This is a genomic window from Rhizobium sp. BK661 (genome assembly GCF_024808825.1).
Classification (GTDB): Bacteria; Pseudomonadota; Alphaproteobacteria; order Rhizobiales; family Rhizobiaceae; genus Rhizobium.
The window spans coordinates 69,596-90,270 of sequence record NZ_JANTYT010000005.1; the positions used below are offsets into that span (position 1 = coordinate 69,596).

Genomic DNA, 20,675 nt, shown 5'->3' on the forward strand with positions numbered 1-20,675 from the left:
TCTTCCGAAAACTGAAACTCGGCAGCAGAGAACCTCCTGCCGTGAAGTCATAACTGTACCGCGCCGTCGGCTATTCAATCCCCGGCGGTGCGCAAAAGCTCGGACAGACGTCAGCGATCGGGATGGGGATAACGATCTCAGCCGTTACCGACGATGCGGATGGTTTCCGCGAGAATTTCGTTAGAGAGAGCCTCGTCATCGACCGCGCGCGCCATGACAAGGGCGCCTACGAGACTTGCAAGATCGGCAATCGCTTTGCCGCGATCGGCTTGGTCGCCGGTCTTTTCCTGCAATGTCTCCATCTGATCTATGCGCTTCCTAACATAACTGGCGATCACGCCACGCTTTCCGCTTGGCAGACGCGCAAGTTCCGGGCCGAGGGAGGCCACTGTGCAGCCATTTTCGGCTTCGTCTCGATGCGCTTTGGAGAGGTAGGTCTCGGCCAACGCCGCGACCGAGGGAAAATCCTCCTCCGATCTCAGGCTTTCATCCATGGCGTAGCTCAAAGCTTCGGCCGCGAGGTCGCCCTTCGATTTGAAATGACCATAAAAGCCGCCATGCGTAAGTCCGGCGCTTTTCATAACCTCATCGACGCCGACCGCATGGATTCCCTTTTCGCGAAACAGCCTTCCGGCCGCGTCGATGATCCGCTTGCGGTTTTGGTCTGCCTGTTCCTTGGTTGGGCGCATTTTTTGGCCTCTCCTGATTTGCTCTTGACAAATTATATGACGTTCGTCATTTCATTGCAAATGAATGACGACCGTAATTTAAAAAGTGATGACCAACGAAAGAGGACGATGACAATGCGATACAGGATCTTCGGCCGGACCGGCCTTCGCGTCTCCAGCCTGGCACTCGGCACGGGCAACTTCGGAACCGGCTGGGGCTACGGCTCGAGCCGTGAGGAGGCTAAAGTCGTGTTTGATGGCTACCGCAATGCGGGTGGCAACTTTGTCGATACGGCAGATCAGTATCAATTCGGCCAGTCTGAGACGATGCTAGGCGAATTCATCGCCAGCGACCGGGATGACATCGTCGTCGCGACGAAGTTCTCGCTCGGGGATCGTCATGGCGCCGGCCTGCAGGCTACCGGGAACAGCCGCAAGGCGATGGTGCAATCAGTCGAAGCGAGCCTGAAGCGGCTCGGCACCGATCGCATCGATCTCCTCTGGGCCCATATGCCTGATGCGGTGACGCCGATCGACGAAATCATGCGCGGCTTCGACGATCTCGTCCGCTCGGGCAAGATCCTCTACGCTGGCCTCTCCGACTTTCCGGCCTGGCGCGTGGCGACGGGTGCGACGCTTGCGGAGCTGCGCGGTTGGGCGCCGTTGTCGGCCTTGCAACTGGAATACAGCCTTGTCGAGCGTACGTCCGAGCGCGAGCTTCTGCCGATGGCGGCCGCCTTTGGTCTGGGTACTGTCGGCTGGTCGCCGCTCGGCGGCGGGCTGCTGACCGGCAAGTACCGCAAGGGCGAAACCGGCCGGAAGCAGGGACTTGGCGTCGTTATTCATGCCGAAAGCGATGCCCGCAAGACCGCAGCAGTCGACGCGGTGCTTGCCATTGCCGAGGAGACCGGCGTCTCCGCCGGCCAGGTTGCCATCGCCTGGGTGTTGCACAAAGGCACGCTGCCAATCATCGGACCGCGTACGGCGGCGCAGCTGTCGGACAACCTCGCAGCGCTTGATGTAAAGCTAACCGATGAACAGGTCCGGCGCCTCGACGAAGCGAGCGCCATACCGCTCGGTTTCCCGCATGACGTGGTCTCCCGCAGCCGCGATACGCTTGCCGGGGCCAAGGCCGATTTCATTGACTGGCCAACGGTTGCCGTTCGCTGACGCCGAAGGCGAGTCGTGCCGTCTCGTGGCGGCGGCACGGGATTCGGAGCCGCTATTGTTGCAGCTCGGCCAGCGCCCTGCGCAGAGGCGTGTCGGAGATCTGAATCCAGCCTGAGAATGGGATATCCATATCGAGCACGACGAAGATCGACAGCGATATCAGCAGCGCCGAGATCGAGAACATCAGCACGACGATGATGTTTCTCGGCGCTCGATAGCCAAAGCTCGCAAAGATCAACGTCAGCCATGCTGTCAGCATGCTAATGAGGGGCCTCGGAATGACGCCTTCCGACTGTTCGACGATGACCCATCGCTGCTCCACGATCCTCTGGTACTGCTGGCGGGCGTCGTTCCACAGCGCAACGTGTCCGGGGTCGGACGGCCTGATCAGCGAAAGACCGTCGCCGACGGCATTGAGGGCAAATTCGGTCGTCCGGTCACTCTTGACCAATGGATCCGGCGCCGTACGTGCAGGATTGGTGAGGGCTTTCTCGACGTAATTCTGCAGCCGCTTGCGGGTTTCGGTGGCTTCGAGGCCGTAGGTGCGCAAGGTCCTGTCGAGAAGAATGATCTGCGTCGCGAAGGCGTGAACGTTCTTGTCGATCTCGCCGAAGGTATTCTTTGACGAGTTGATCATCAGGCCAAAGACGAGCGATGTCATCACGACGAAGATGTTGGCGACGAGCCGGACGACCGTATTGGTCTCGTCCTGGCGGTGATGAACCGGCAACTTCGAGTAGGTCAGCATCGTTCCGATCGAGGCTGTCATGAGCAAAGCGAAAACAGCGGCCGCCACCAGCAATTCCAGCCCCATCTTTCGTCGCGCCCTCCTCTGCTCTTGGGGCAAACTAGCTGTTTTGTTTGATTTTGCCAGTGGACGCTATCGGACGGCTGGACAAATGCACCGGTGGGTATAGCTTCCGCCGCGGAATTCATGCTGGAGATAGCAATGACGGATCTTTTGAACATACCGGTGAAGCTGGCTGACGGTCGCGAGACGACCCTGAACGATCACCGCGGCAAGGTGATCCTGGTCGTCAATGTCGCTTCCAAATGTGGCCTGACGGTCCAGTACGAAGGACTTGAGAAGCTCTATGAGGACAAGCGCGAGCGCGGCTTCGTGATCGCCGCCTTTCCAGCGAACAATTTCAAGGGGCAGGAACCGGGCACGGATGCCGAGATCGTTGAGTTCTGCACCCTCACATATGACGTTAAGTTTCCGATCTTCTCAAAGATCTCGGTCAAGGGCGATGACAAGCACCCGCTCTATCAATTGCTGACAACTTCCGCCGGCACCGCGGTCGGGGACGGCCCGATGCGGGAGCGCTTGCGTACTCACGGGATCGAGACCGGCGACAAGAGCGATATCCTCTGGAACTTTGAAAAGTTTCTAATTGGTCGCAATGGCAAGGTCGTGGCGCGGTTTGCGCCTGATATCACGGCGGAAGATCAGCGACTGGTCTTGGCGATCGACAAGGAACTGGCAGCGTCGGCCTGACGCTGTAGCGAACAGCAAGCGCGGCCGTCATGCATGGACGACGGCCGCCCCGTTCAGAAACAGATCAGCGCACATCTTTGCCCGGTTGGCGATCTCTTCGATCCCAGGCGCGGGCCGCTGGCGCAGCATTGTCGCGCGCTGCGGCTCCATGGTCATCATCCCGCGCAACATGCCGCATGCGGCATGCGGATCCTCGAGGGCGATCGCACCGCGCTCGATCTGCCTGCGCAGCCATCCCTCCATCAGCGTATTGGTTCGGACTACGGCTCGTTCGTAGAACGAATTCGCGATCTCCGGGAAGCGATCGGACTCGCCGATCACAAGCCGTATCATGGTGATCGTATCTTCCGAGAGCGTCAGCATGCCGTAGGCCATCAGCATCCGCTCCAACCCTTGGCGTAGATCAGCTGCCGCAAGCGTAGTCGGGTCGAGCGCCAGCAGAAAACGGCCAATGCGATCGGAAATAAGGTCCGAGAAAAGATCGGCCTTCGTTGGAAAGAGGCGGTAGAGCGTCTTCGTCGATACGCCCGCTTCCTGGGCAATCGCCGCGATGCTGGCGGTTGCGAATCCATTTTCATGAAACTGCCGGCTTGCAGCCTCGATGATGACGCTCCGGGTGTCCTCGTCGCAGCGCATTTGCGGTCTGCCACGCGGCTTTCTCTCGATTTCGTGATTTTGGACCATCACTATTTTCCAAATTCGTGTTGACATCGACTTTATAGTGAATATTTTGGAAAACGTCAATTTTCCTTTTATGCATCACGGCCGCAGCTTCCTCTCACGGCGACCCTGATCCGGAGAAAACAATGACCATCCAGAAGCTGCATGCTCTGAACAACAACGCCCCAGCCACCGAAACGGTGGCAGAGATAGCGCCGGAAACCCTCGAAGCCGGCAAGCCGCTGCCAGTGGCGGCGCCGGTTGCCGCCTCTGAGGGCAAGCAAGCCCGCAAGCGCCGACCGGGCCGGTCGTTGCTGCTCGGTGCGGCTGCGCTCGCAATCGTCGCCGCCGGTGCTTACTACGGACACGATTACTGGACGGTCGGCCGTTTCCATGTGTCGACAGACGACGCCTATGTGAAGGCGGACACCAGCGCGATTGCCCCCAAGGTCTCCGGCTATCTCGCCGAGGTGCTTGTGCGGGACAACGAACCGGTCAGGGTTGGTCAGCCGCTTGCACGCATCGACGACCGCGATTTCCGCACAGCGCTCGATCAGGCAAAGGCGGACGTTGCCGCCGCGACGGCCACATTGAGCGCGAAGCGGGCCGCCCTCGAGATCCAGCAATCGACGATCGCCGCCGCCCGCGCCACCGTCGAGGTTGACAAGGCGAACGAGACTTTCGCCGAGCAGAACAACAAGCGCTATTCGAGCCTCGCCACAAGCGGCTATGCCCCGGTCCAGACCGCCCAGCAGGCCGCGTCGCAGATCGCCGCCACTCAGGCGACGATCGTGCGCGATACGGCCGCCCTCGACGCCGCGGTCAAGCAGGTCGATCTTCTGAACGCCGAGCTTGCGCAGGCAAAGGCCACTCTGGCCCGAAGCCAGGCGATCGAGCATCGGGCCGAACTCAACCTCTCTTACGCGACGATCGTCGCGCCGGTCGATGGCACCGTCGGGAACCGCACCCTGCGCGTCGGCCAATACGTTCAGGCAGGCACACAGCTGATGTCGGTCGTTCCCGTCAGCGCGGCCTACATTATTGCGAACTATAAGGAAACACAGCTGACCGACGTGCATGCCGGCCAGCCGGTCGAAATCGAAGTCGATACGTTCCCGGGCCGAACATATCGCGGTCATGTCGACAGTATCGCGCCGGCAAGTGGCCAGGAATTCGCTCTGCTGCCACCTGACAACGCTACGGGCAACTTCACCAAGGTCGTGCAGCGTATCCCAGTCAAGATCGTGCTCGATGGCAAAGACACTGCCAATGGCGATCTTCGCCCTGGCATGTCGGTGCAGCCAAGCATCGACACCAAGGCCGCCGATACAGCTCATGGAGCGTAACAGGCGCGGGATGAGGATCTTGTCATGTCTACTTCAATTGCAGTCTCCCAGCCCCGAGCCAGCACCAAGGATTGGATAGCCGTTTGCGCCGGCATGATCGGCGCGTTCATGGCAATTCTCAACATTCAGATCACCAATGCTTCGCTGCTCAACATCGAGGGCGGTATCGGAACGGGCGTCGACAACGGCGCCTGGATCTCCACCTCCTATCTGATCGGCGAGATCGTCGTCATACCGCTGACGGCCTATTTCAGCAGCGTCTTCTCGTTTCGCCGCTACATTCTCGTCAATTCCATCCTCTTTCCGCTGTTTTCAATGGCCTGTGCGTTCGCACACGACCTTGGCACGATGATCCTGTTTCGCGGCCTCCAGGGGTTCGCCGGCGGCGTCCTGATCCCTATGGCTTTCACCATGGTTCTGACCAAGCTGCCCAAGAGCCAGCAGCCGCTCGGCCTGGCGCTCTTTGCGCTGTCCGTGACCTTCGCGCCTGCCATCGGGCCGACGATCGGCGGATACCTTACAGAGAACTACGGCTGGCAGACGATCTTCTTCATCAATACCCTTCCGAGCGCCATCATGGCGGTGGCCCTTGCTCTGACGCTGCAGAAGCAACCGATGCAGTTGCATTTGCTGAAGGAAGGCGACTGGGCGGGCATCGCCACCATGGCAATCGGCCTTTCCGCCTTGCAGACGGTGCTCGAGGAAGGGAACAAGGACGACTGGTTCTCCTCGCCCTTCATCATCAAGCTGAGCATTGTTGCCTTTGTCTTCCTTGCAGCCTTCATCTGGATCGAGCTCAAGGTCGAAAAGCCGCTGGTGAAGTTGCGCCTGCTGAAGCAGCGCAATTTCGGCATCGGTGTTTTCGTCAACGTGCTGGTCGGCGTGGCCCTGTTCGGTTCCGTCTACATTGTCCCGCAATATCTCGGCCAAGTGCAGCGTTACAACGCCGAGCAGATCGGCAACGTTCTCGCATGGACCGGTTTGCCGCAGTTGATGTTGATCCCTCTGATCCCCTGGATGATGAAGCGCGTGGACGTCCGTGTGCTCGCCGTCGTCGGCGTGAGCGTCTTTTCCATCAGTTGCTTCATGAACATCTGGCTGTCGCCCGACAATGCAGGCGACCAGTTCTGGATCCCGAACATCGTGCGCGCCATGGGTCAGGCACTCGTCATCACGCCGGTCACCGCCATCACCACGGGCGGCATCGCTGCAGCGGACGCTGCGGCTGCCTCGGGCCTGACGAATATGCTGCGCAACCTCGGCGGCGCCGTCGGCACTGCCTCGCTGGGTACGATCCTGACGAAGCGCGAGCAGTTCCATTCGAACATCATCGGTCAGTCGGTGACGCTTGCCCGTGACGAGGTTCGCGACCGGCTCACCCAGACGACGAACTATTTTCTGGCGCACGGTGTTTCGGACCCGGCACTCGCCACCCAAAAGGCCATCGTCGCCTTGGGTCAGATCGTCAAGCGCCAGGCGCTGATCCTCGGCTTCAGCGACACGTTCGCCGTCATCGGCGCAGTGCTTGCGATCGCCGCGTTCGCCTTGCTCTTCACGCGGAAGACGCAGGCCGGCGGCGCCGGCGCGCACTGACCGCCATTCGTCAAATCGCGAGCGAGGGCCGGCGTCAGCCGGCCCTCGTTTTATAATCGGCGGTGCTGGCGACGAAACTCGCTCGGTGAACAATGTTCGCGATCCTGAAACAGCCGCGAAAAATAGAACGCGTCGTCAATGCCGATGGCGTGCGAGACCGCCTCGATCGAAAGATCGGATGTTGCCAATAACTGCTTCGCCCGGTCGATGCGGAGGCGCAGCTGGAACGCTTTCGGCGACAGGCCGAGAGCGGTGTGGAACCGACGTCGCAGTGTTGCCGGAGACACGCCGAATTCCTGTGCTAGGGAATGCATATCGATCGGCTCGAATGCACGACGTTGCAGGGTTTCGATCACCAATTCCAGCTTTAGTTCCCCGCCATCGTCCCTGCGCGTGTTTGCCTGGCGCGCGCCCTGGATGGCAATGCGGTGAAGCGTTGCCGCTGCCGATGCGAGGCCGAGCGGATCGCCTGCGGCGAAGTCCGAGTGCAGCGCGCCGAAGAGATGCTGCATCTCTCGAACATTGTGCAGGCGCACGAGCGGCGCTGTTATCGAAATTAGGCGCTGGCCGATCAGGTCCGCCATCAATGTCCCCTCGAAGAGCGCCCATCGCTCCTCCCAGCTTTCATTCTGGGCGGGACCATAGGAATGCAATGTGCCGGCGGGCAGCCAGAAGAGCGACGGGCCATTGATCTCTTGTATGCCGGCCTTCACCGTCTGCAGCGTGCCGCGTCCGGCTTCCACCAACACGACCGCATGCATGAGCAGGCGGCGGTTGATGATACGCGTTCCGATACGCTGGCGTCCGAATCCCGCGACCGCGATTGCCGTCCGGTCGGAAGAGGGGGAACGGTAGAGAGCAATCGGACCGTCCATCATGAGCGAAAAGTCCAGTAACGCCTTTCGTCCATGGCGAACCTCTTTTGTTACCTTCAGATTTCCAGCGTTTCTATCTCACTTTGGGAGTGATCGGAATGTCAAGTCTCGCCTTAGATCGCGGGTCAACTCAAGCGCCGGCAATCGACCTAGTCGCCAACGGAAAGATCCTTTCGACCGTTCCGAACCGGCTGGGGGCGCTGGAGCCGACGGATCCGTCGATCGGCGTGGAGGCGATCCGCAGGCTGTATCATGAACACGGTTATGTCTGGTTGAAGCGGTTTCTCGATCCCGCTGCCGTCAACGCCTTTCGCGGCTGGGTTTTCGCGCATCTGGCGCGTGGCGGGCTGATCGCGCCCGGCTCCGATCCGATGATGGGGCTGTCCGCCAATGCGGTGCCGGACAAAAGCCAAGTGGATCGCATCCTCATGTCGCTCGTGCGTTCGGTTGCTTTCGAGGGCTTTTGTGCCCAGAGGCGGCTTGGGCAGTTTATGGACGAGTTCCTCTCGGGGATTTCCTATTTGCATAAGCGGAAGATTATGCGTTTCACCCAGCCCGGCACGACGACCGCCACGCCTGCTCACTACGATCTCGTCTATCTGCGCGGCGGTACGAGCCGGCTGGTGACGGCCTGGATTCCGATCGGCGATACACCGGTCGATATGGGCGGCCTCGTCTACCTCGAGGGGTCGCATGCCATCGGCGCGCGCATGGAGGAGGCGTTCGCCAGGAAGAGCCAGGATCTCTCCGCCGAGGAGAGGATCAGCGCCTTCAATCGCAACATGACCGAGGGCGGCTGGGTTTCAAAGGACCTTCCCGAGATGGCGGAGCGCTTCGACACGCGCTGGCTGATCGCTGACTACGAGGCCGGAGACGTGGTGTTGCACAGCCCGTACATGATCCATGCCTCGACCACCAACCAGAGTGCTTCGAACCGGATCAGACTGTCGACAGATATACGCTACCAGAACGTCGATGACGAGATCGACGCGCGTTGGAGCAACCACTGGAGTTTGGGGGACATGCTGTAGGGCGCGGCCCCAGAACCGCGCCCTCAGCATTTTAGTGACTGCCTTGCTTTTTCCGCTGGCGAGCATTGCGGGCGAAGATGTTGAGCACTTCCACCAAGGCGGAGAAGGCCATCGCGGCATAGACGTAACCCTTCGGAACATGGAAGCCCATGCCTTCGGCGATCAGGGTCGTGCCGATCATCATCAGGAAGGCGAGGGCCAGCATCACGATGGTCGGGTTTCTCTCGATGAAGTTCGCGAGCGGCGTTGCGGCAACCAGCATGACGGTCACGGCGGCAATCACGGCGACGACCATAATCGGCAGGTGCGGCGTCATGCCGACGGCGGTGATGATGCTGTCGACCGAGAAGACGAGGTCGAGTAGCAGGATCTGGCCGATTGCGGCTGTAAAGCCGGCCGTCGCGGCAGTGCCAATGAAATCTTCGTTGTGATCGGCCGGATCGACGTTGTGATGGATTTCCTTCGTCGCCTTCCATAGCAGGAAAAGACCACCAGCGATGAGGATGATGTCCTTCCAGGAGAAGCCGTGGCCAAACAGTTCGAAGATCGGCGTCGTCAGCTTGACGATCCAGGCAATGGTGCCGAGGAGAGCAAGACGCATGATGAGGGCAAGGCCGATGCCGACCTTGCGCGCTTTTTCGCGATGTTCGGGCGGAAGCTTGTTGGTGAGAATCGAGATGAAGATGAGGTTATCGATCCCGAGGACCACTTCCATCACCACGAGGGTAACGAGAGCCACCCATGCGGCCGGGTCCTGAACGAGCATCATGATATCTTGCATCAGCGTTTATCCCCTTGCGCCACAGAATCTGACGCTCGCAATGTACGGACGCGTCCTGCCTTGGCAAGCGCGCAAGGGGATATACGAAAGCCGAGTGACTTTTATTCCTTGATGGGGATCCAGATTTCCGTCAGACCCATGCCGGTATAGGGATCGAAACGCTCGTCGTAGCGCTCGAACATGTCGGGCAGACTGCTAAATTCCATACCGGAGTTCGGCACCCACTCCCCGAAGATCCGGTGCATCGTCGCCGGAATGCCCGAGACATGGCCGCGATGGGCAAAGACCGCATAGCGCTGGCCAGGGATTTTCAAGGTGACAAAGCCGTCGGGCAGGTCGCTGCCGTCGTTGACTTCCACGGCTGCCATGTAGCGGAATTTTTCCGCCTCTCCTTCAATATGTGTGCAGACGCCATAGGCGACATTGCCAATCTGGCCGGGAATGCTGCCGAAATGCACATTGAATGTCTGCCACAGCGAGGGGATCGCGGCATTGCCGCCATAGGGGTAGGTCTCCTGCAAGCCGGCAAAGAGCATCGGCGGCAAGGTTTCGAAGCGCGGCGGTTCGAGTTCGGGAAGGCGAGCGGGGTCCATGCGGATAGGTTCCAGAAGTGCGAGGTTGTGTATGTGCCCTTGCTTGCGCACGGCGTCCGGCGTGACGCCGAATTGGTCGCGAAAGGCACGGGTGAACGCCTCGTGCGAGCCATAACCCGCGTCGAGGGCAACCTCGAGAATGTTGGCCGGCTGGTTGACCAGCATCCGTGCCGCACCGCTCAGGCGGCGGGCGCGGATATAGCTGCTGATCGAACGACCGGTGACGAGTCCGAAGACGCGCGAAAGATGGTAGCGCGAAAGCCCGGCAACGTCCGAAATCTCTTCCAGAGTAATGTCGTTGCCGAAATGACTTTCGATAAACCAGATCGCTCGTGCGACGGCGCTCATTCTTTCTCCCTTGGCTGCATTTCCTTCATAGCGAAGGGCAGCAGACCGCGTTTGATCCCAGTTGCGGGATTCTGGCGCGGATGGGGAAGGAAATCAAAAGCTCAGGCGGGATCGCTCCGCTTGGCGCCATAGGCGGCCATGAAAACGCGGATGGCGCCACAGATGACACGCTCTATCTCGGGTCCCGACGGCGGTTGTTCCATGCTGCCGAAGAGCCGAAACTTGAAGAAGCTGCCACTGGAGAGATCCAGGAATTGCCCCGCAGCCAAGTCGATGTCTTCGATCTGCAATTGCCCGGTCTGAACGTAGCGCTCGAGATAATCGTGCAGGATAGTCCGGAGGTTCTCCGGCCCTTTGAAGAAACGTTGACAGAGAGCCGGCATGCGCTCACGAACTCCGAGCACCGTGCGCATGGCGCTGATGACCTTTTCATCGGTCATGTGCGCGATGAAGCTTACACCAAAGTCGTGAAGGCCTTCCTCGACATCGTCATGCTCTTCAAGCGTCGTGCGCATCGATGCGATGAAGGCGGCCCGTTCACTTTCGATTATCGCCGTGAACAGCTCTTCCTTGTTGGCGAAGTAGACATAGAGCGTTCCCTTTGAAACTCCGGCTTCGCGCGTCACATCGTTCATGCTCGCGGCATCGAAGCCAAGCTTCATGAAAACGCGGCGGGCGCCGTCGAGAATCTGTTTGCGCTTGGCGGGATCTTCGCCAGCGGCCCAACGGCCACCTATCGAGGGGGTATCGTCCACGCGCGTATCGGAAAGCTCTGTCATCGCTCCTTAACCATGTTCGCATCAGCGAATTTTTCATTAATAAAACCGAACCAATCGGTTCGATATATCTTGATATGAATGGAAAAAGGTTCTATGTCAACTGAACCGAACCGTTCAGTTCGATTAAATTCACTCAATTTGCCCGGTAGTCGCTCATGTCGTCCAGTCCAAAAGCCAATGTTGCCCGCATCGTCAGCGAAACCGATGAAGCCGAAGGCAAGGCTCGGGAAGTAGCAATCCCTGCTGCGGAAGCACCGCGCACGCCGCAGAGTCCTGGCGATACGCAGGCTGTTCCCGCCGAAAAGAAGAAAAAGCGCAGTCTCGCGCTGCCGATCATCGGCCTTGTCCTTCTCGCCGGTGCCGCCTGGTACGGATACGACTGGTGGACGACGGGCCGTTTCATGGTGTCGACCGACGATGCCTATATCGAAGGCGACATCGCAACCATCTCGCCGAAGGTCACCGGCTATGTCGCCAAGGTGAACGTCGTTGCCAACCAGAAGGTCAAGGCAGGCGATGTGCTCGCGACGCTTGATGACGGCGATTACAAGCTTGCTCTCGATCAGGCCGTCGCTTCCCTCGAGACGGAAAAGCTCTCGCTGCAGCGCATCGATGCACAGATCGCCGGCGGGCAGGCAAGTCTTGATCAGGCCGAGGCTCAGAAGACGGCCCTCGAAGCCACCGTTCGCGGCGCGCAGATCACCCAGACCCGCGCTGCCGAGTTGCAATCCAAGTCCGTTGGCACGACCGCCAACCTCGATGCGGCTAACATCGCGCTTGATCAGGCCAAGGCAAACCTCGTTGGTGGTGATGCGGCGATTGCATCCGCGCACGCCAACGTCACACTCCTGCAGGCGCAGCGCCGCGAAGCCGAGGGTACGATCCGCCAGCTGGAGCTTTCGCGCGATAAGGCGGCCCGTGACCTCTCCTTCACGATCCTGAAGGCGCCCTATGAGGGCGTCGTCGGCAACCGGTCGGTGCAGGAAGGCGATCTGGTATCGCCTGGTCAGCGGCTGATGGCGCTTGTCCCGGTCCGTCAGCTCTATATCGACGCAAACTTCAAGGAAACGCAGATCCAGCATCTGGTTCCCGGCTCGAAGGTCAACGTCCATGTCGATGCTTATGGCGATCATCCGATCGTTGGCACGGTCGAGTCGATCTCGCCGGCCTCCGGCTCGGTCTTCTCGCTGCTGCCGCCGGAAAACGCCACCGGTAACTTCACCAAGATTATCCAGCGCGTCCCGGTGCGCATCGCCCTGCCGCAAGATGCTCTCGACAGCGGCCGCCTGCGGGCCGGCCTTAGTGTCGTCGTCGATGTCGATACGCGCACCGCGCCGGATGCCGGCAAGTAAGATCCTGACGAGGTAGGCCCATGGCCGGCAGCGCAACAGTTGGAACCATCCCGGCCGCTCCGGCGGCCGCGGAGCACATGGACCCACGCAAGCTCATCGCCTTCTTCGCGATGGTGCTTGGCATGTTCATGTCGATCCTCGACATTCAGATCGTCTCGGCATCGCTTGCCGAAATCCAGGCGGGCCTCAGCGCCGGTTCGGACGAGATCGGCTGGGTACAGACATCTTACCTGATCGCCGAAGTCATCATGATTCCGCTATCAGGCACCCTCGCGCGCATCGTTTCGACGCGATACCTGTTCGCGGCCTCGGCTGCAGGGTTCACCATGGCGAGCGCGCTCTGCGCAACGGCGACGAACATCGACCAGATGATCGTGTACCGCGCCATCCAGGGCTTCATCGGCGGCGGCATGATCCCGTCGGTCTTCGCGGCCGCCTTCACCATCTTCCCGCCGTCCAAGCGCAGCATCGTGTCGCCGATCATCGGTCTGATCGCAACGCTTGCGCCGACGATCGGCCCGACCGTCGGCGGTTATCTCAGCCACGCGTTCTCCTGGCACTGGCTGTTCCTGGTCAACATCGTGCCGGGCATCATCGTCACGATCGTTACCTGGAATTTCATCGATTTCGACAGGCCGGAATTCGCGCTGATCAAGAAGTTTGACTGGTGGGGGCTGCTGTCGATGGGTGTCTTCCTCGGTGCGCTGGAATACGTGCTCGAGGAAGGCAACTCCAACGACTGGTTCAACGACAGTTATATTTTCATGGGCGCGATCGCCTCTGCGATTGCTGCCGTTGTCTTCTTCTATCGGGCCTTCACCGTCGAATTTCCGGTGGTCGACCTGAGAGCCTTCACCAACCGGAACTTCGCTTTCGGTTCGGTGTTCTCCTTCGTCATGGGCATCGGCCTTTACGGACTGACTTACATCTACCCGGTCTATCTCGGGCGCATTCGCGGCTACGACTCGCTGATGATCGGCGAGACCATGTTCGTGTCTGGCCTCGCGATGTTCTTCACGGCGCCGATCGCTGGAAAGCTGTCGACGAAGATGGATCTCAGGCTGATGATGGTCATCGGTTTCGTCAGCTTCGCATGCGGCACCTACATCATGACGCACCTGACCCAGGATTGGGACTTCTACGAACTCTTTATTCCGCAGATCTTCCGCGGCTTCGGGCTGATGATGTGCATGGTGCCGATCAACAACATCGCGCTCGGTACGATGCCGCCCGCCCGTATGCGCGGCGCGTCCGGCCTCTTCAATCTGACTCGCAACCTTGGCGGCGCGGTGGGGCTGGCTGTGATCAACACGGTGCTGACGAACCGACAGGACGTGCACTACGAGCGACTGCGCGAAAATATCGATTGGGGCAATCCGGCGGCGATTGACCAGATGAACAACATGGCGGCGAACTTCAACACCTACGGCATGGACGGCGCTGCTGTTGCCATCAAGCAGATGGTTGGACTTGTTACGAAACAGGCAATCGTTCTGTCTTTCAGTGACGTCTTCCTGATGCTGACCGTGTTATTCCTTGCGATGATCTTCGGTGTCTTGATGCTGGACAAGCCTGCGCCACAAGGCGGAAGCGGTGGTGGCGGAGGTCACTAAGAAGGCATATCAAACCAGCTTGCGAGGCCGGTCCGGACAACGGGCCGGCCTTTGCTTTTGCACAAAGATTTGACGTGAACGGAAACGTTTGCAGTTTTTGATTTACGTACATCAAATTTGGAGTTAAAGGTCTCGTCAGGAGGAAAGATGAGGCCAACAGTTCACGATATCGCTGCTGCGGCAGGCGTCAGCCTGGCGACCGTCGACCGGGTTTTGAACCAGCGGCCGGGCGTACGCCACGTGACCCGCGAGAAGGTCGAGAACGCGATTCGCGAGATCGGCTATGTCAGGGACGTTGCTGCCGCCAACCTTGCCAAGGGCCGGACCTACCCACTCGTCTTCATCCTCCCGGCCAGCGACAACTCCTTCATGCACGGTCTGAACGACGAGGTACGCGCCGCCGTCGCCCGCTCGCCCGCCGAGCGGACGGATATTCGCACGATCGAGGTGCCGGCCTTTGATCCGACCGCGCTCGTCACGGTCCTGGATGAGCTTTGCGAGGAGCGGCCTTCGGGGATCGCCCTTGTCGCCACGGATGCGCCTGATGTGCGCGACGCCGTCGACCGACTGGTGAATGACGGCATTCCCGTCGTGACCCTTGTCTCCGATCTTACCGGCTCGCAGCGCCATCACTATGCCGGTGTCGACAACATCGCTGCCGGCCGTACAGCCGCGCGGCTGCTGGGCCGTTTCCTCAGTAGCGCAAAGGGCGAGATCGCCGTGCTCGCCGGTTCGATGCTGGTGCGCGACCATCGCGAACGCCTCGAAGGCTTTGCCGCCGTTATCGCGGCGGAGTTTCCATCGCTCTCCATCCTGCCTGTCATCGAAGGCCGCGACGATCCCGAGATGGCGTATATGCTGGTTGCGGACGCGCTGTCGAAGAAAAGCGGCATCATCGGGGTCTACAGCCTCGGCGCTGGTAATCGTGGCCTGATCAGGGCGTTGAAGGAAAAGGCGGTCGATCGGTCGCTGACGGTCATCGCCCATGAACTGACCGCCCATACCCGCGCTGCGCTGCTCGACGGCACCATTGACGCAATTCTCAACCAGAATGCGGGCCATGAAGTGCGCAGCGCCATCCGCGTCCTCAAGGCGAAGGCGGACGGGCTTGCCGTCATCGAGGCGCAGGAACGCATCCGGCTCGACATTTTTCTAAAAGACAATCTGCCGTAACGGCAAAGGGAGAAACACATGTATCTGGGTCTCGATCTCGGAACCTCCGGCGTCAAAGCCATGCTGATCGACGGCGATCAGAAGATCATCGGTTCGGCCAATGGTTCGCTCGACGTTTCGCGCCCGCATTCCGGCTGGTCGGAGCAGGAGCCGTCGCACTGGATCCGCGCGACGGAGGAGGCGGTTGCCGGGCTGAAGGCAAAGCACCCGAAGGAGCTCGCCGCCGTGAAGGGCATCGGCCTGTCCGGCCAGATGCACGGCGCGACGCTGCTCGATGCCGACGACAAGGTACTGCGTCCTTGCATTCTCTGGAACGACACGCGCTCCTATGTCGAAGCGGCTGCACTGGATTCCGATCCGCGCTTCCGCAAGCTGACCGGCAACATCGTTTTCCCCGGCTTCACGGCGCCGAAGCTTGCCTGGGTTGCCAAGCATGAGCCCGAGATCTTCGCCAAGGTCGCCAAGGTGCTGCTGCCAAAGGACTACCTGCGTCTCTGGCTGACCGGCGAGCACATCTCCGAAATGTCGGATTCCGCCGGCACCTCCTGGCTCGATACGGGCAAGCGCAAATGGTCCTCGGAGCTGCTTGCCGCGACCGGTCTTGATGAAAAGCAGATGCCTCGCCTGATCGAAGGCACGGAGCAGGGCGGCAAGCTGCGCGGCGAGCTGGCAGGCCAATGGGGCATCAGAGGTAGCGTCGTCGTTGCCGGCGGCGCTGGCGACAACGCCGCTTCGGCTTGCGGCATGGGTACCGTCAGCCACGGAGCGGCTTTCGTGTCGCTCGGCACCTCGGGCGTTCTCTTTGCGGCCAATGCCGCCTATCTGCCGAAGCCGGAGAGTGCCGTGCACGCCTTCTGCCACGCGCTGCCCAACACCTGGCATCAGATGGGCGTCATTCTTTCCGCGACCGACGCGCTGAACTGGCATTCCAGCGTGACCGGCAAGTCGGCGGCGGATCTGACCACCGAACTCGGCGAAACATTGAAGGCACCATCAGGCGTCACCTTCCTTCCCTATCTCTCCGGCGAGCGCACGCCGCACAACGACGCCGTCATTCGCGGCGCGTTCATCGGCCTCGAGCATGAGAGCAGCCGCGTCGTGCTGACCCAGGCGGTTCTCGAAGGCGTGTCCTTCGCCATCCGCGACAATCTCGAAGCGCTGCGCTCGGCAGGTACGGATATTTCCCGCGTCACGGCGATCGGCGGCGGTTCGCGCTCGCGCTACTGGCTGGCCTCGATCGCGACGGCGCTCGGTGTTCCCGTCGACCTGCCCGCCGATGGCGACTTCGGCGCGGCATTCGGCGCGGCGCGTCTCGGCCTGATTGCGGCCACCGGCGTAGATCCGGTTGCCGTCTGCACGCCGCCGAAGACGGCGGGCACGATCGAGCCGGTCGCAGCGCTCTCCGGCGCCTACGAAGATGCCTACAAGCGCTATCGCGCTCTCTACCCGGCGATCAAATCGCTGCAGCACTGAACCCAGAACAACAATTCGAAACCTGAGGAGACACGAGATGAGCACCGGATTTTTCGGCGACATCCAGAAGATCAAGTACGAAGGCCCCGAGAGCACCAATCCGCTCGCCTTCCGCCACTATAACAAGGACGAAGTCGTTCTCGGCAAGCGTCTGGAAGACCATCTGCGCTTCGCCGTCGCCTACTGGCACACGTTTGCCTGGGAGGGCGGCGATCCCTTCGGCGGACGGACCTTCCTGCGCCCCTGGTTCGAAGACTCGATGAAGGCTGCGAAGCTGAAGGCCGACGTCGCGTTCGAACTCTTCCAGATCCTCGACGCACCGTTCTACTGCTTCCACGACGCCGATGTGCGCCCTGAAGGCAAGAACTTCGCAGAGAACACCAAGAACCTGAACGAGATCGTCGATTACTTCGCCGAAAAGCAGGCCGCGACCGGAACCAAGCTGCTCTGGGGCACGGCGAACCTCTTCTCCAACCGTCGCTTCATGTCGGGTGCTGCCACCAACCCGGATCCGGATGTTTTCGCCTACTCGGCCGCGACGGTTAAGACCTGCATGGACGCCACGATGAAGCTCGGCGGCGCCAACTATGTTCTCTGGGGCGGCCGCGAAGGCTATGAAACCCTGCTCAACACCGACCTCAAGAAGGAACTCGACCATCTCGGCCGCTTCCTCAACCTCGTCGTCGAGTACAAGCACAAGATCGGCTTCAAGGGCACGATCCTCATCGAGCCGAAGCCGCAAGAGCCGACCAAGCACCAGTACGACTACGACGTCGCGACGGTCTACGGCTTCCTGAAGCAGCATGGCCTCGAAAACGAAGTGAAGCTCAACATCGAGCAGGGCCATGCGATCCTCGCTGGCCACTCCTTCGAGCACGAACTGGCGCTCGCCAATGCGCTCGGCGTGTTCGGCTCGATCGACATGAACCGCAACGACTACCAGTCCGGCTGGGATACCGACCAGTTCCCGAACAACGTTCCGGAAATGGCGCTCGCCTACTACCAGGTTCTGCAGGGTGGCGGCTTCACGACGGGTGGCACCAACTTCGACGCCAAGCTGCGCCGCCAGTCGCTCGACGCGGAAGATCTGCTGATCGGCCACATCGGCGGCATGGATGCCTGCGCCCGCGGTCTCAAGGCTGCTGCCAAGATGATCGAGGACAAGGCTCTGTCCGGTCCGCTCGACGCCCGCTATGCCGGCTGGGATTCGGTCGAAGGCCAGAAGCTCGCCCGCGGGGAATACTCGCTCGAGCAGATCGCCGAGTGGGTCGAAGCCAAGGACATCAACCCGCAGCCGAAGTCCGGCAAGCAGGAACTGCTCGAAAACATCGTCAACCGTTACGTTTGATCGGCGGTTGATTGTGGAGGAGAGGGCCGGGGAGCGAAGGCTTCCCGGCCCTTCTTGTTGATCGAGGCGATGCCGTTTCCATGTTTGGTGGAAGCGCGATCGCTGGTTGGGCTCGGCGATCTCAAGGAAAGGGCTGCGATGGACTTCAGACAGGGTATGCTTGTCGCAGCCATGACTTTGGCCGCAGCGACGTTTGCCGGTGCTGCCGCCGCAGAGCCTTGCGTCCAGGATGCATTCGAAGACGAGGCCTATGTCGTCTGCACGGTCGAAAAAGGAAGCGATCACCTCCGCTTGTTCTGGAAGAACGCTGACGGAGAACCCTATCGTGACTTCTCCGGCGTCGCCGAGGCTGTTCAAAAGAACGGGCAAAGCTTGGTGTTTGCGGTCAATGCCGGCATGTATCTGCCCGATTTCTCGCCGATCGGGCTCTATGTCGAAGACGGCAGGGAATTGCGACCCGCCAGCACCGCACGAAGCGATGGGCCGGCTGACGGGCCGGTACCGAACTTCTACAAGAAGCCGAATGGCGTATTCTTCATCGACGGGACATCCGCGGGAATACTTCCGACGCAGGAATTCCTGAAGCGCCGCCTTGATGTCCGGCTTGCCACGCAGTCCGGCCCGATGCTCGTCATCGACAACAAGCTGAACCCGATCTTCATCGTCGGTTCGACAGACAAGACCCGTCGCGGCGGCGTCGGTATCTGTGGCGATGGCGTGGTGCACTTCGCGGTCAGCGAAGACAGGGTGAACTTCCACGATTTCGCGCGCCTGTTCCGCGATCATCTGGCCTGCCCGAATGCGCTGTTTCTCGATGGTGGCCGGGGTGTCGGGCTCTACAGTCCCGCCTTGGGACGTGACGACAAGTCTTGGCATGGCGGGTTCGGCCCGATGTTCGGCCTCGTCGAATAGCGCACCGGATGAGCCGCATTCAGGGCATCCGGATCGTGCCCATGTCTGGTTGCCAAATCTCCGCGTCATCCTAATTGGCCCCGGTACCATAAGAACCGGAGGAGAGTCGTGTCCAAAGCCGACCTTGCGGCCATCTATCGGGAATACATCGTCTGCCTGAACAGCCAGAATTGGTCGGCGCTCGGACAGTTCGTTCATCCGGATGTTCGCTACAACGGAGAGCCGATCGGATTGTCTGGATATCGCCAGATGCTCGAGGGTGACTTTCAAACGATTCCGGACCTCTTCTTCGATATCGATTTTCTGGTTTCCGAGCCGCCGCGCGTCGGAAGCCGCCTGCGGTTTGACTGCACGCCGATAGGGCTGCTGTTTGGGCTACCGGTGAATGGCAAGAGAATCTCATTCACCGAGAACGTGTTTTATGAATTTCGGGATGGGGAGATCGAGGCGGTCTGGTCTGTCATCGACAAGGCCGCCATCGCATCCCAGCTCCTGTAAATATAGCCTCAGCCCGCGGCACCGCCGCGCGTGAACGCGGTGGCATTGTGTTTTACGAATTCCTGCATACTGACAGGTGCCTTGCCGATGAGCTGGAAGAGATCATCGGTCATGCGGTCGTAGCTGCCCTGCTTGTGGAGGTCCGCCATCACGGTAAGGTGGCTGGCAAGATGCGGCGGTACGCCGGCATTCTTCAACGCATCAATCCATGCGGGCAGCGGAATGTCACGGTAGCGGATAGGCCGTCCGAGGGCTTCGGAAAAGCTACGCGCATGGTGGTCAAGATCGGCCGACTCGTAGCCGGTCAAGTTATAGATCTTTCCGATGTGCGGTGCCGGATCGTCGAGGACCACGGCGACAGCCCTTGCAACATCCGCGGCGGCGACGGGCGACGTCTTGCTGCTGCCGAGCGGCAATGCGAGTTCGTCTCGTTCCCGGACGCTGTCGGCGGCGAGCCGCAGAAAGAAGCCTTCCAGAAAGGCCGTGGGGCGGACGGTAACCACCGGCAGACCGGACCAGGCCAGGGCTTGCTCGGCAAGCCAGTGCAGCCGGTGTTGCGGGCTGTCGGTTGTCTCGGTGATGCTCATTTGCGAAACGGTCATCTGCGACATGTTCACGAACGCCTCGACACCATGATGGCGCGCAACGGCCGCGGTATTGATCGTCGCTTCCAGATAGGCAGCCGAGATCGACATGCCGAAATAGATACGCTTTGTGCCTTGGATCGCCCGATGCATCGAGGCGAGGTCGGTCAGGTCACCCTGGACCACCTCGGCTCCGAGGCGCCTCAGGGCTTCGGCACGTTCATCCTCCCGGCGGACCAGGGCGCGCACCCTGTGGCCCTTCGCGAGCAGCATCTCTGTAAGGTTGCGGCCAACGGCGCCGACGTCGCCGGCCGCACCGGTTACGAGGATCGGGCTATCCTGAGACGATTGAGTAGTCATGGTCCTTGCCTTCTTTCCGT

General features: G+C 60.5%; 20 protein-coding genes. 12 read left to right on the plus strand and 8 right to left on the minus strand.

Translation table 11 applies throughout. The features are described from left to right. Positions 1–137: 137 nt before the first annotated feature. Positions 138–689 carry a TetR/AcrR family transcriptional regulator gene (locus tag FHX16_RS12840; protein WP_183862431.1) on the minus strand — a complete coding sequence of 184 codons (552 nt, stop codon included), beginning with the start codon at positions 687–689 and terminating at the stop codon, positions 138–140. Positions 690–803: 114 nt separating this feature from the next. Here FHX16_RS12840 and FHX16_RS12845 point away from each other — a divergent pair, with 114 nt between their 5' ends. After that, a complete protein-coding gene (locus tag FHX16_RS12845) occupies positions 804–1,838 on the plus strand; it encodes an aldo/keto reductase (RefSeq protein ID WP_183862429.1) in 1,035 nt (344 codons plus the stop codon). Positions 1,839–1,890: 52 nt separating this feature from the next. Here the strand turns inward: FHX16_RS12845 and FHX16_RS12850 are convergent, their stop codons facing one another. Next, positions 1,891–2,652 carry a hypothetical protein gene (locus tag FHX16_RS12850; protein ID WP_183755904.1) on the minus strand — a complete coding sequence of 254 codons (762 nt, stop codon included), beginning with the start codon at positions 2,650–2,652 and terminating at the stop codon, positions 1,891–1,893. A gap of 135 nt (positions 2,653–2,787) precedes the next feature. Between FHX16_RS12850 and FHX16_RS12855 the strand changes: the two genes are divergently transcribed. Further along, positions 2,788–3,336: a glutathione peroxidase gene (locus FHX16_RS12855; protein WP_183755903.1), complete on the plus strand. Its 549-nt coding sequence runs from the start codon at positions 2,788–2,790 to the stop codon at positions 3,334–3,336. A 27-nt stretch (positions 3,337–3,363) separates the two neighbouring features. Here FHX16_RS12855 and FHX16_RS12860 read toward each other — a convergent pair whose 3' ends face one another. Then, entirely contained in the window at positions 3,364–4,020 is a 657-nt protein-coding gene (locus tag FHX16_RS12860) for a TetR/AcrR family transcriptional regulator (RefSeq protein WP_183862425.1), read from the minus strand. A gap of 122 nt (positions 4,021–4,142) precedes the next feature. Between FHX16_RS12860 and FHX16_RS12865 the strand changes: the two genes are divergently transcribed. Together FHX16_RS12865 and FHX16_RS12870 are read left to right on the plus strand one after the other, a co-directional pair. Beyond that, on the plus strand, positions 4,143–5,342 hold the full coding sequence (locus FHX16_RS12865; protein WP_183862423.1) for an HlyD family secretion protein: 1,200 nt from the start codon (positions 4,143–4,145) through the stop codon (positions 5,340–5,342). Positions 5,343–5,366: 24 nt separating this feature from the next. Then, entirely contained in the window at positions 5,367–6,935 is a 1,569-nt protein-coding gene (locus tag FHX16_RS12870) for a DHA2 family efflux MFS transporter permease subunit (protein WP_183862421.1), read from the plus strand. A 50-nt stretch (positions 6,936–6,985) separates the two neighbouring features. On the opposite strand, the gene FHX16_RS12875 is transcribed toward FHX16_RS12870, so the two are convergent. After that, complete coding sequence (locus tag FHX16_RS12875; protein WP_183862419.1) at positions 6,986–7,813, minus strand: AraC family transcriptional regulator; 828 nt, start codon at positions 7,811–7,813, stop codon at positions 6,986–6,988. A gap of 95 nt (positions 7,814–7,908) precedes the next feature. On the opposite strand from FHX16_RS12875, the gene FHX16_RS12880 reads away from it, so the two are divergent. Beyond that, positions 7,909–8,841: a phytanoyl-CoA dioxygenase family protein gene (locus FHX16_RS12880; protein ID WP_183862417.1), complete on the plus strand. Its 933-nt coding sequence runs from the start codon at positions 7,909–7,911 to the stop codon at positions 8,839–8,841. A 31-nt stretch (positions 8,842–8,872) separates the two neighbouring features. On the opposite strand, the gene FHX16_RS12885 is transcribed toward FHX16_RS12880, so the two are convergent. From FHX16_RS12885 to FHX16_RS12895, 3 genes are all read right to left on the minus strand, one after another. Next, on the minus strand, positions 8,873–9,622 hold the full coding sequence (locus FHX16_RS12885) for a TerC family protein (protein ID WP_183755897.1): 750 nt from the start codon (positions 9,620–9,622) through the stop codon (positions 8,873–8,875). A gap of 101 nt (positions 9,623–9,723) precedes the next feature. Then, positions 9,724–10,563, minus strand: coding sequence for an AraC family transcriptional regulator (locus FHX16_RS12890; RefSeq protein ID WP_183862415.1), 840 nt, complete (start codon positions 10,561–10,563; stop codon positions 9,724–9,726). Between the two features lie 101 nt (positions 10,564–10,664). Continuing rightward, on the minus strand, positions 10,665–11,342 hold the full coding sequence (locus FHX16_RS12895; protein ID WP_183755895.1) for a TetR/AcrR family transcriptional regulator: 678 nt from the start codon (positions 11,340–11,342) through the stop codon (positions 10,665–10,667). A gap of 155 nt (positions 11,343–11,497) precedes the next feature. Here FHX16_RS12895 and FHX16_RS12900 point away from each other — a divergent pair, with 155 nt between their 5' ends. The 7 genes from FHX16_RS12900 to FHX16_RS12930 all read left to right on the plus strand — a co-directional run bounded on the left by FHX16_RS12900 (position 11,498) and on the right by FHX16_RS12930 (position 19,711). After that, complete coding sequence (locus tag FHX16_RS12900; protein WP_183755894.1) at positions 11,498–12,694, plus strand: HlyD family secretion protein; 1,197 nt, start codon at positions 11,498–11,500, stop codon at positions 12,692–12,694. 20 nt (positions 12,695–12,714) lie between these two features. Continuing rightward, positions 12,715–14,307 (plus strand): DHA2 family efflux MFS transporter permease subunit, encoded by a 1,593-nt coding sequence (locus FHX16_RS12905; RefSeq protein WP_183862413.1) that lies wholly within the window; start codon positions 12,715–12,717, stop codon positions 14,305–14,307. Between the two features lie 147 nt (positions 14,308–14,454). Beyond that, positions 14,455–15,480 (plus strand): LacI family DNA-binding transcriptional regulator, encoded by a 1,026-nt coding sequence (locus FHX16_RS12910; protein ID WP_183862411.1) that lies wholly within the window; start codon positions 14,455–14,457, stop codon positions 15,478–15,480. Between the two features lie 18 nt (positions 15,481–15,498). Continuing rightward, a complete protein-coding gene (xylB, locus tag FHX16_RS12915) occupies positions 15,499–16,953 on the plus strand; it encodes a xylulokinase (protein WP_259128616.1) in 1,455 nt (484 codons plus the stop codon). Positions 16,954–16,990: 37 nt separating this feature from the next. After that, positions 16,991–18,301 carry a xylose isomerase gene (xylA, locus tag FHX16_RS12920; protein WP_259128620.1) on the plus strand — a complete coding sequence of 437 codons (1,311 nt, stop codon included), beginning with the start codon at positions 16,991–16,993 and terminating at the stop codon, positions 18,299–18,301. A 138-nt stretch (positions 18,302–18,439) separates the two neighbouring features. Beyond that, the gene (locus FHX16_RS12925) at positions 18,440–19,213 is read left to right on the plus strand and encodes a phosphodiester glycosidase family protein (RefSeq protein WP_259128622.1); all 774 of its coding nucleotides are present in this window, start codon (positions 18,440–18,442) and stop codon (positions 19,211–19,213) included. Between the two features lie 108 nt (positions 19,214–19,321). Beyond that, positions 19,322–19,711 carry an ester cyclase gene (locus FHX16_RS12930; RefSeq protein ID WP_183862406.1) on the plus strand — a complete coding sequence of 130 codons (390 nt, stop codon included), beginning with the start codon at positions 19,322–19,324 and terminating at the stop codon, positions 19,709–19,711. 8 nt (positions 19,712–19,719) lie between these two features. Here FHX16_RS12930 and FHX16_RS12935 read toward each other — a convergent pair whose 3' ends face one another. Beyond that, a complete protein-coding gene (locus FHX16_RS12935; protein ID WP_259128624.1) occupies positions 19,720–20,655 on the minus strand; it encodes an NAD(P)H-binding protein in 936 nt (311 codons plus the stop codon). Positions 20,656–20,675 lie beyond the last annotated feature (20 nt).

What these genes read in the sequence shown, in the direction of transcription:
- FHX16_RS12905 (WP_183862413.1), top strand. Translation starts at nt 12,715, where the DNA reads ATGGCCGGCAGCGCAACAGTTGGAACCATCCCGGCCGCTCCGGCGGCC.
- FHX16_RS12855 (WP_183755903.1), top strand. Translation starts at nt 2,788, where the DNA reads ATGACGGATCTTTTGAACATACCGGTGAAGCTGGCTGACGGTCGCGAG.
- FHX16_RS12890 (WP_183862415.1), bottom strand. Translation starts at nt 10,563, where the DNA reads ATGAGCGCCGTCGCACGAGCGATCTGGTTTATCGAAAGTCATTTCGGC.
- FHX16_RS12910 (WP_183862411.1), top strand. Translation starts at nt 14,455, where the DNA reads ATGAGGCCAACAGTTCACGATATCGCTGCTGCGGCAGGCGTCAGCCTG.
- FHX16_RS12925 (WP_259128622.1), top strand. Translation starts at nt 18,440, where the DNA reads ATGGACTTCAGACAGGGTATGCTTGTCGCAGCCATGACTTTGGCCGCA.
- FHX16_RS12865 (WP_183862423.1), top strand. Translation starts at nt 4,143, where the DNA reads ATGACCATCCAGAAGCTGCATGCTCTGAACAACAACGCCCCAGCCACC.
- FHX16_RS12875 (WP_183862419.1), bottom strand. Translation starts at nt 7,813, where the DNA reads ATGATGGACGGTCCGATTGCTCTCTACCGTTCCCCCTCTTCCGACCGG.
- FHX16_RS12860 (WP_183862425.1), bottom strand. Translation starts at nt 4,020, where the DNA reads ATGGTCCAAAATCACGAAATCGAGAGAAAGCCGCGTGGCAGACCGCAA.
- FHX16_RS12840 (WP_183862431.1), bottom strand. Translation starts at nt 689, where the DNA reads ATGCGCCCAACCAAGGAACAGGCAGACCAAAACCGCAAGCGGATCATC.
- xylB (WP_259128616.1), top strand. Translation starts at nt 15,499, where the DNA reads ATGTATCTGGGTCTCGATCTCGGAACCTCCGGCGTCAAAGCCATGCTG.
- FHX16_RS12870 (WP_183862421.1), top strand. Translation starts at nt 5,367, where the DNA reads ATGTCTACTTCAATTGCAGTCTCCCAGCCCCGAGCCAGCACCAAGGAT.
- FHX16_RS12845 (WP_183862429.1), top strand. Translation starts at nt 804, where the DNA reads ATGCGATACAGGATCTTCGGCCGGACCGGCCTTCGCGTCTCCAGCCTG.
- FHX16_RS12885 (WP_183755897.1), bottom strand. Translation starts at nt 9,622, where the DNA reads ATGCAAGATATCATGATGCTCGTTCAGGACCCGGCCGCATGGGTGGCT.
- FHX16_RS12900 (WP_183755894.1), top strand. Translation starts at nt 11,498, where the DNA reads ATGTCGTCCAGTCCAAAAGCCAATGTTGCCCGCATCGTCAGCGAAACC.
- FHX16_RS12880 (WP_183862417.1), top strand. Translation starts at nt 7,909, where the DNA reads ATGTCAAGTCTCGCCTTAGATCGCGGGTCAACTCAAGCGCCGGCAATC.
- xylA (WP_259128620.1), top strand. Translation starts at nt 16,991, where the DNA reads ATGAGCACCGGATTTTTCGGCGACATCCAGAAGATCAAGTACGAAGGC.
- FHX16_RS12935 (WP_259128624.1), bottom strand. Translation starts at nt 20,655, where the DNA reads ATGACTACTCAATCGTCTCAGGATAGCCCGATCCTCGTAACCGGTGCG.
- FHX16_RS12895 (WP_183755895.1), bottom strand. Translation starts at nt 11,342, where the DNA reads ATGACAGAGCTTTCCGATACGCGCGTGGACGATACCCCCTCGATAGGT.
- FHX16_RS12850 (WP_183755904.1), bottom strand. Translation starts at nt 2,652, where the DNA reads ATGGGGCTGGAATTGCTGGTGGCGGCCGCTGTTTTCGCTTTGCTCATG.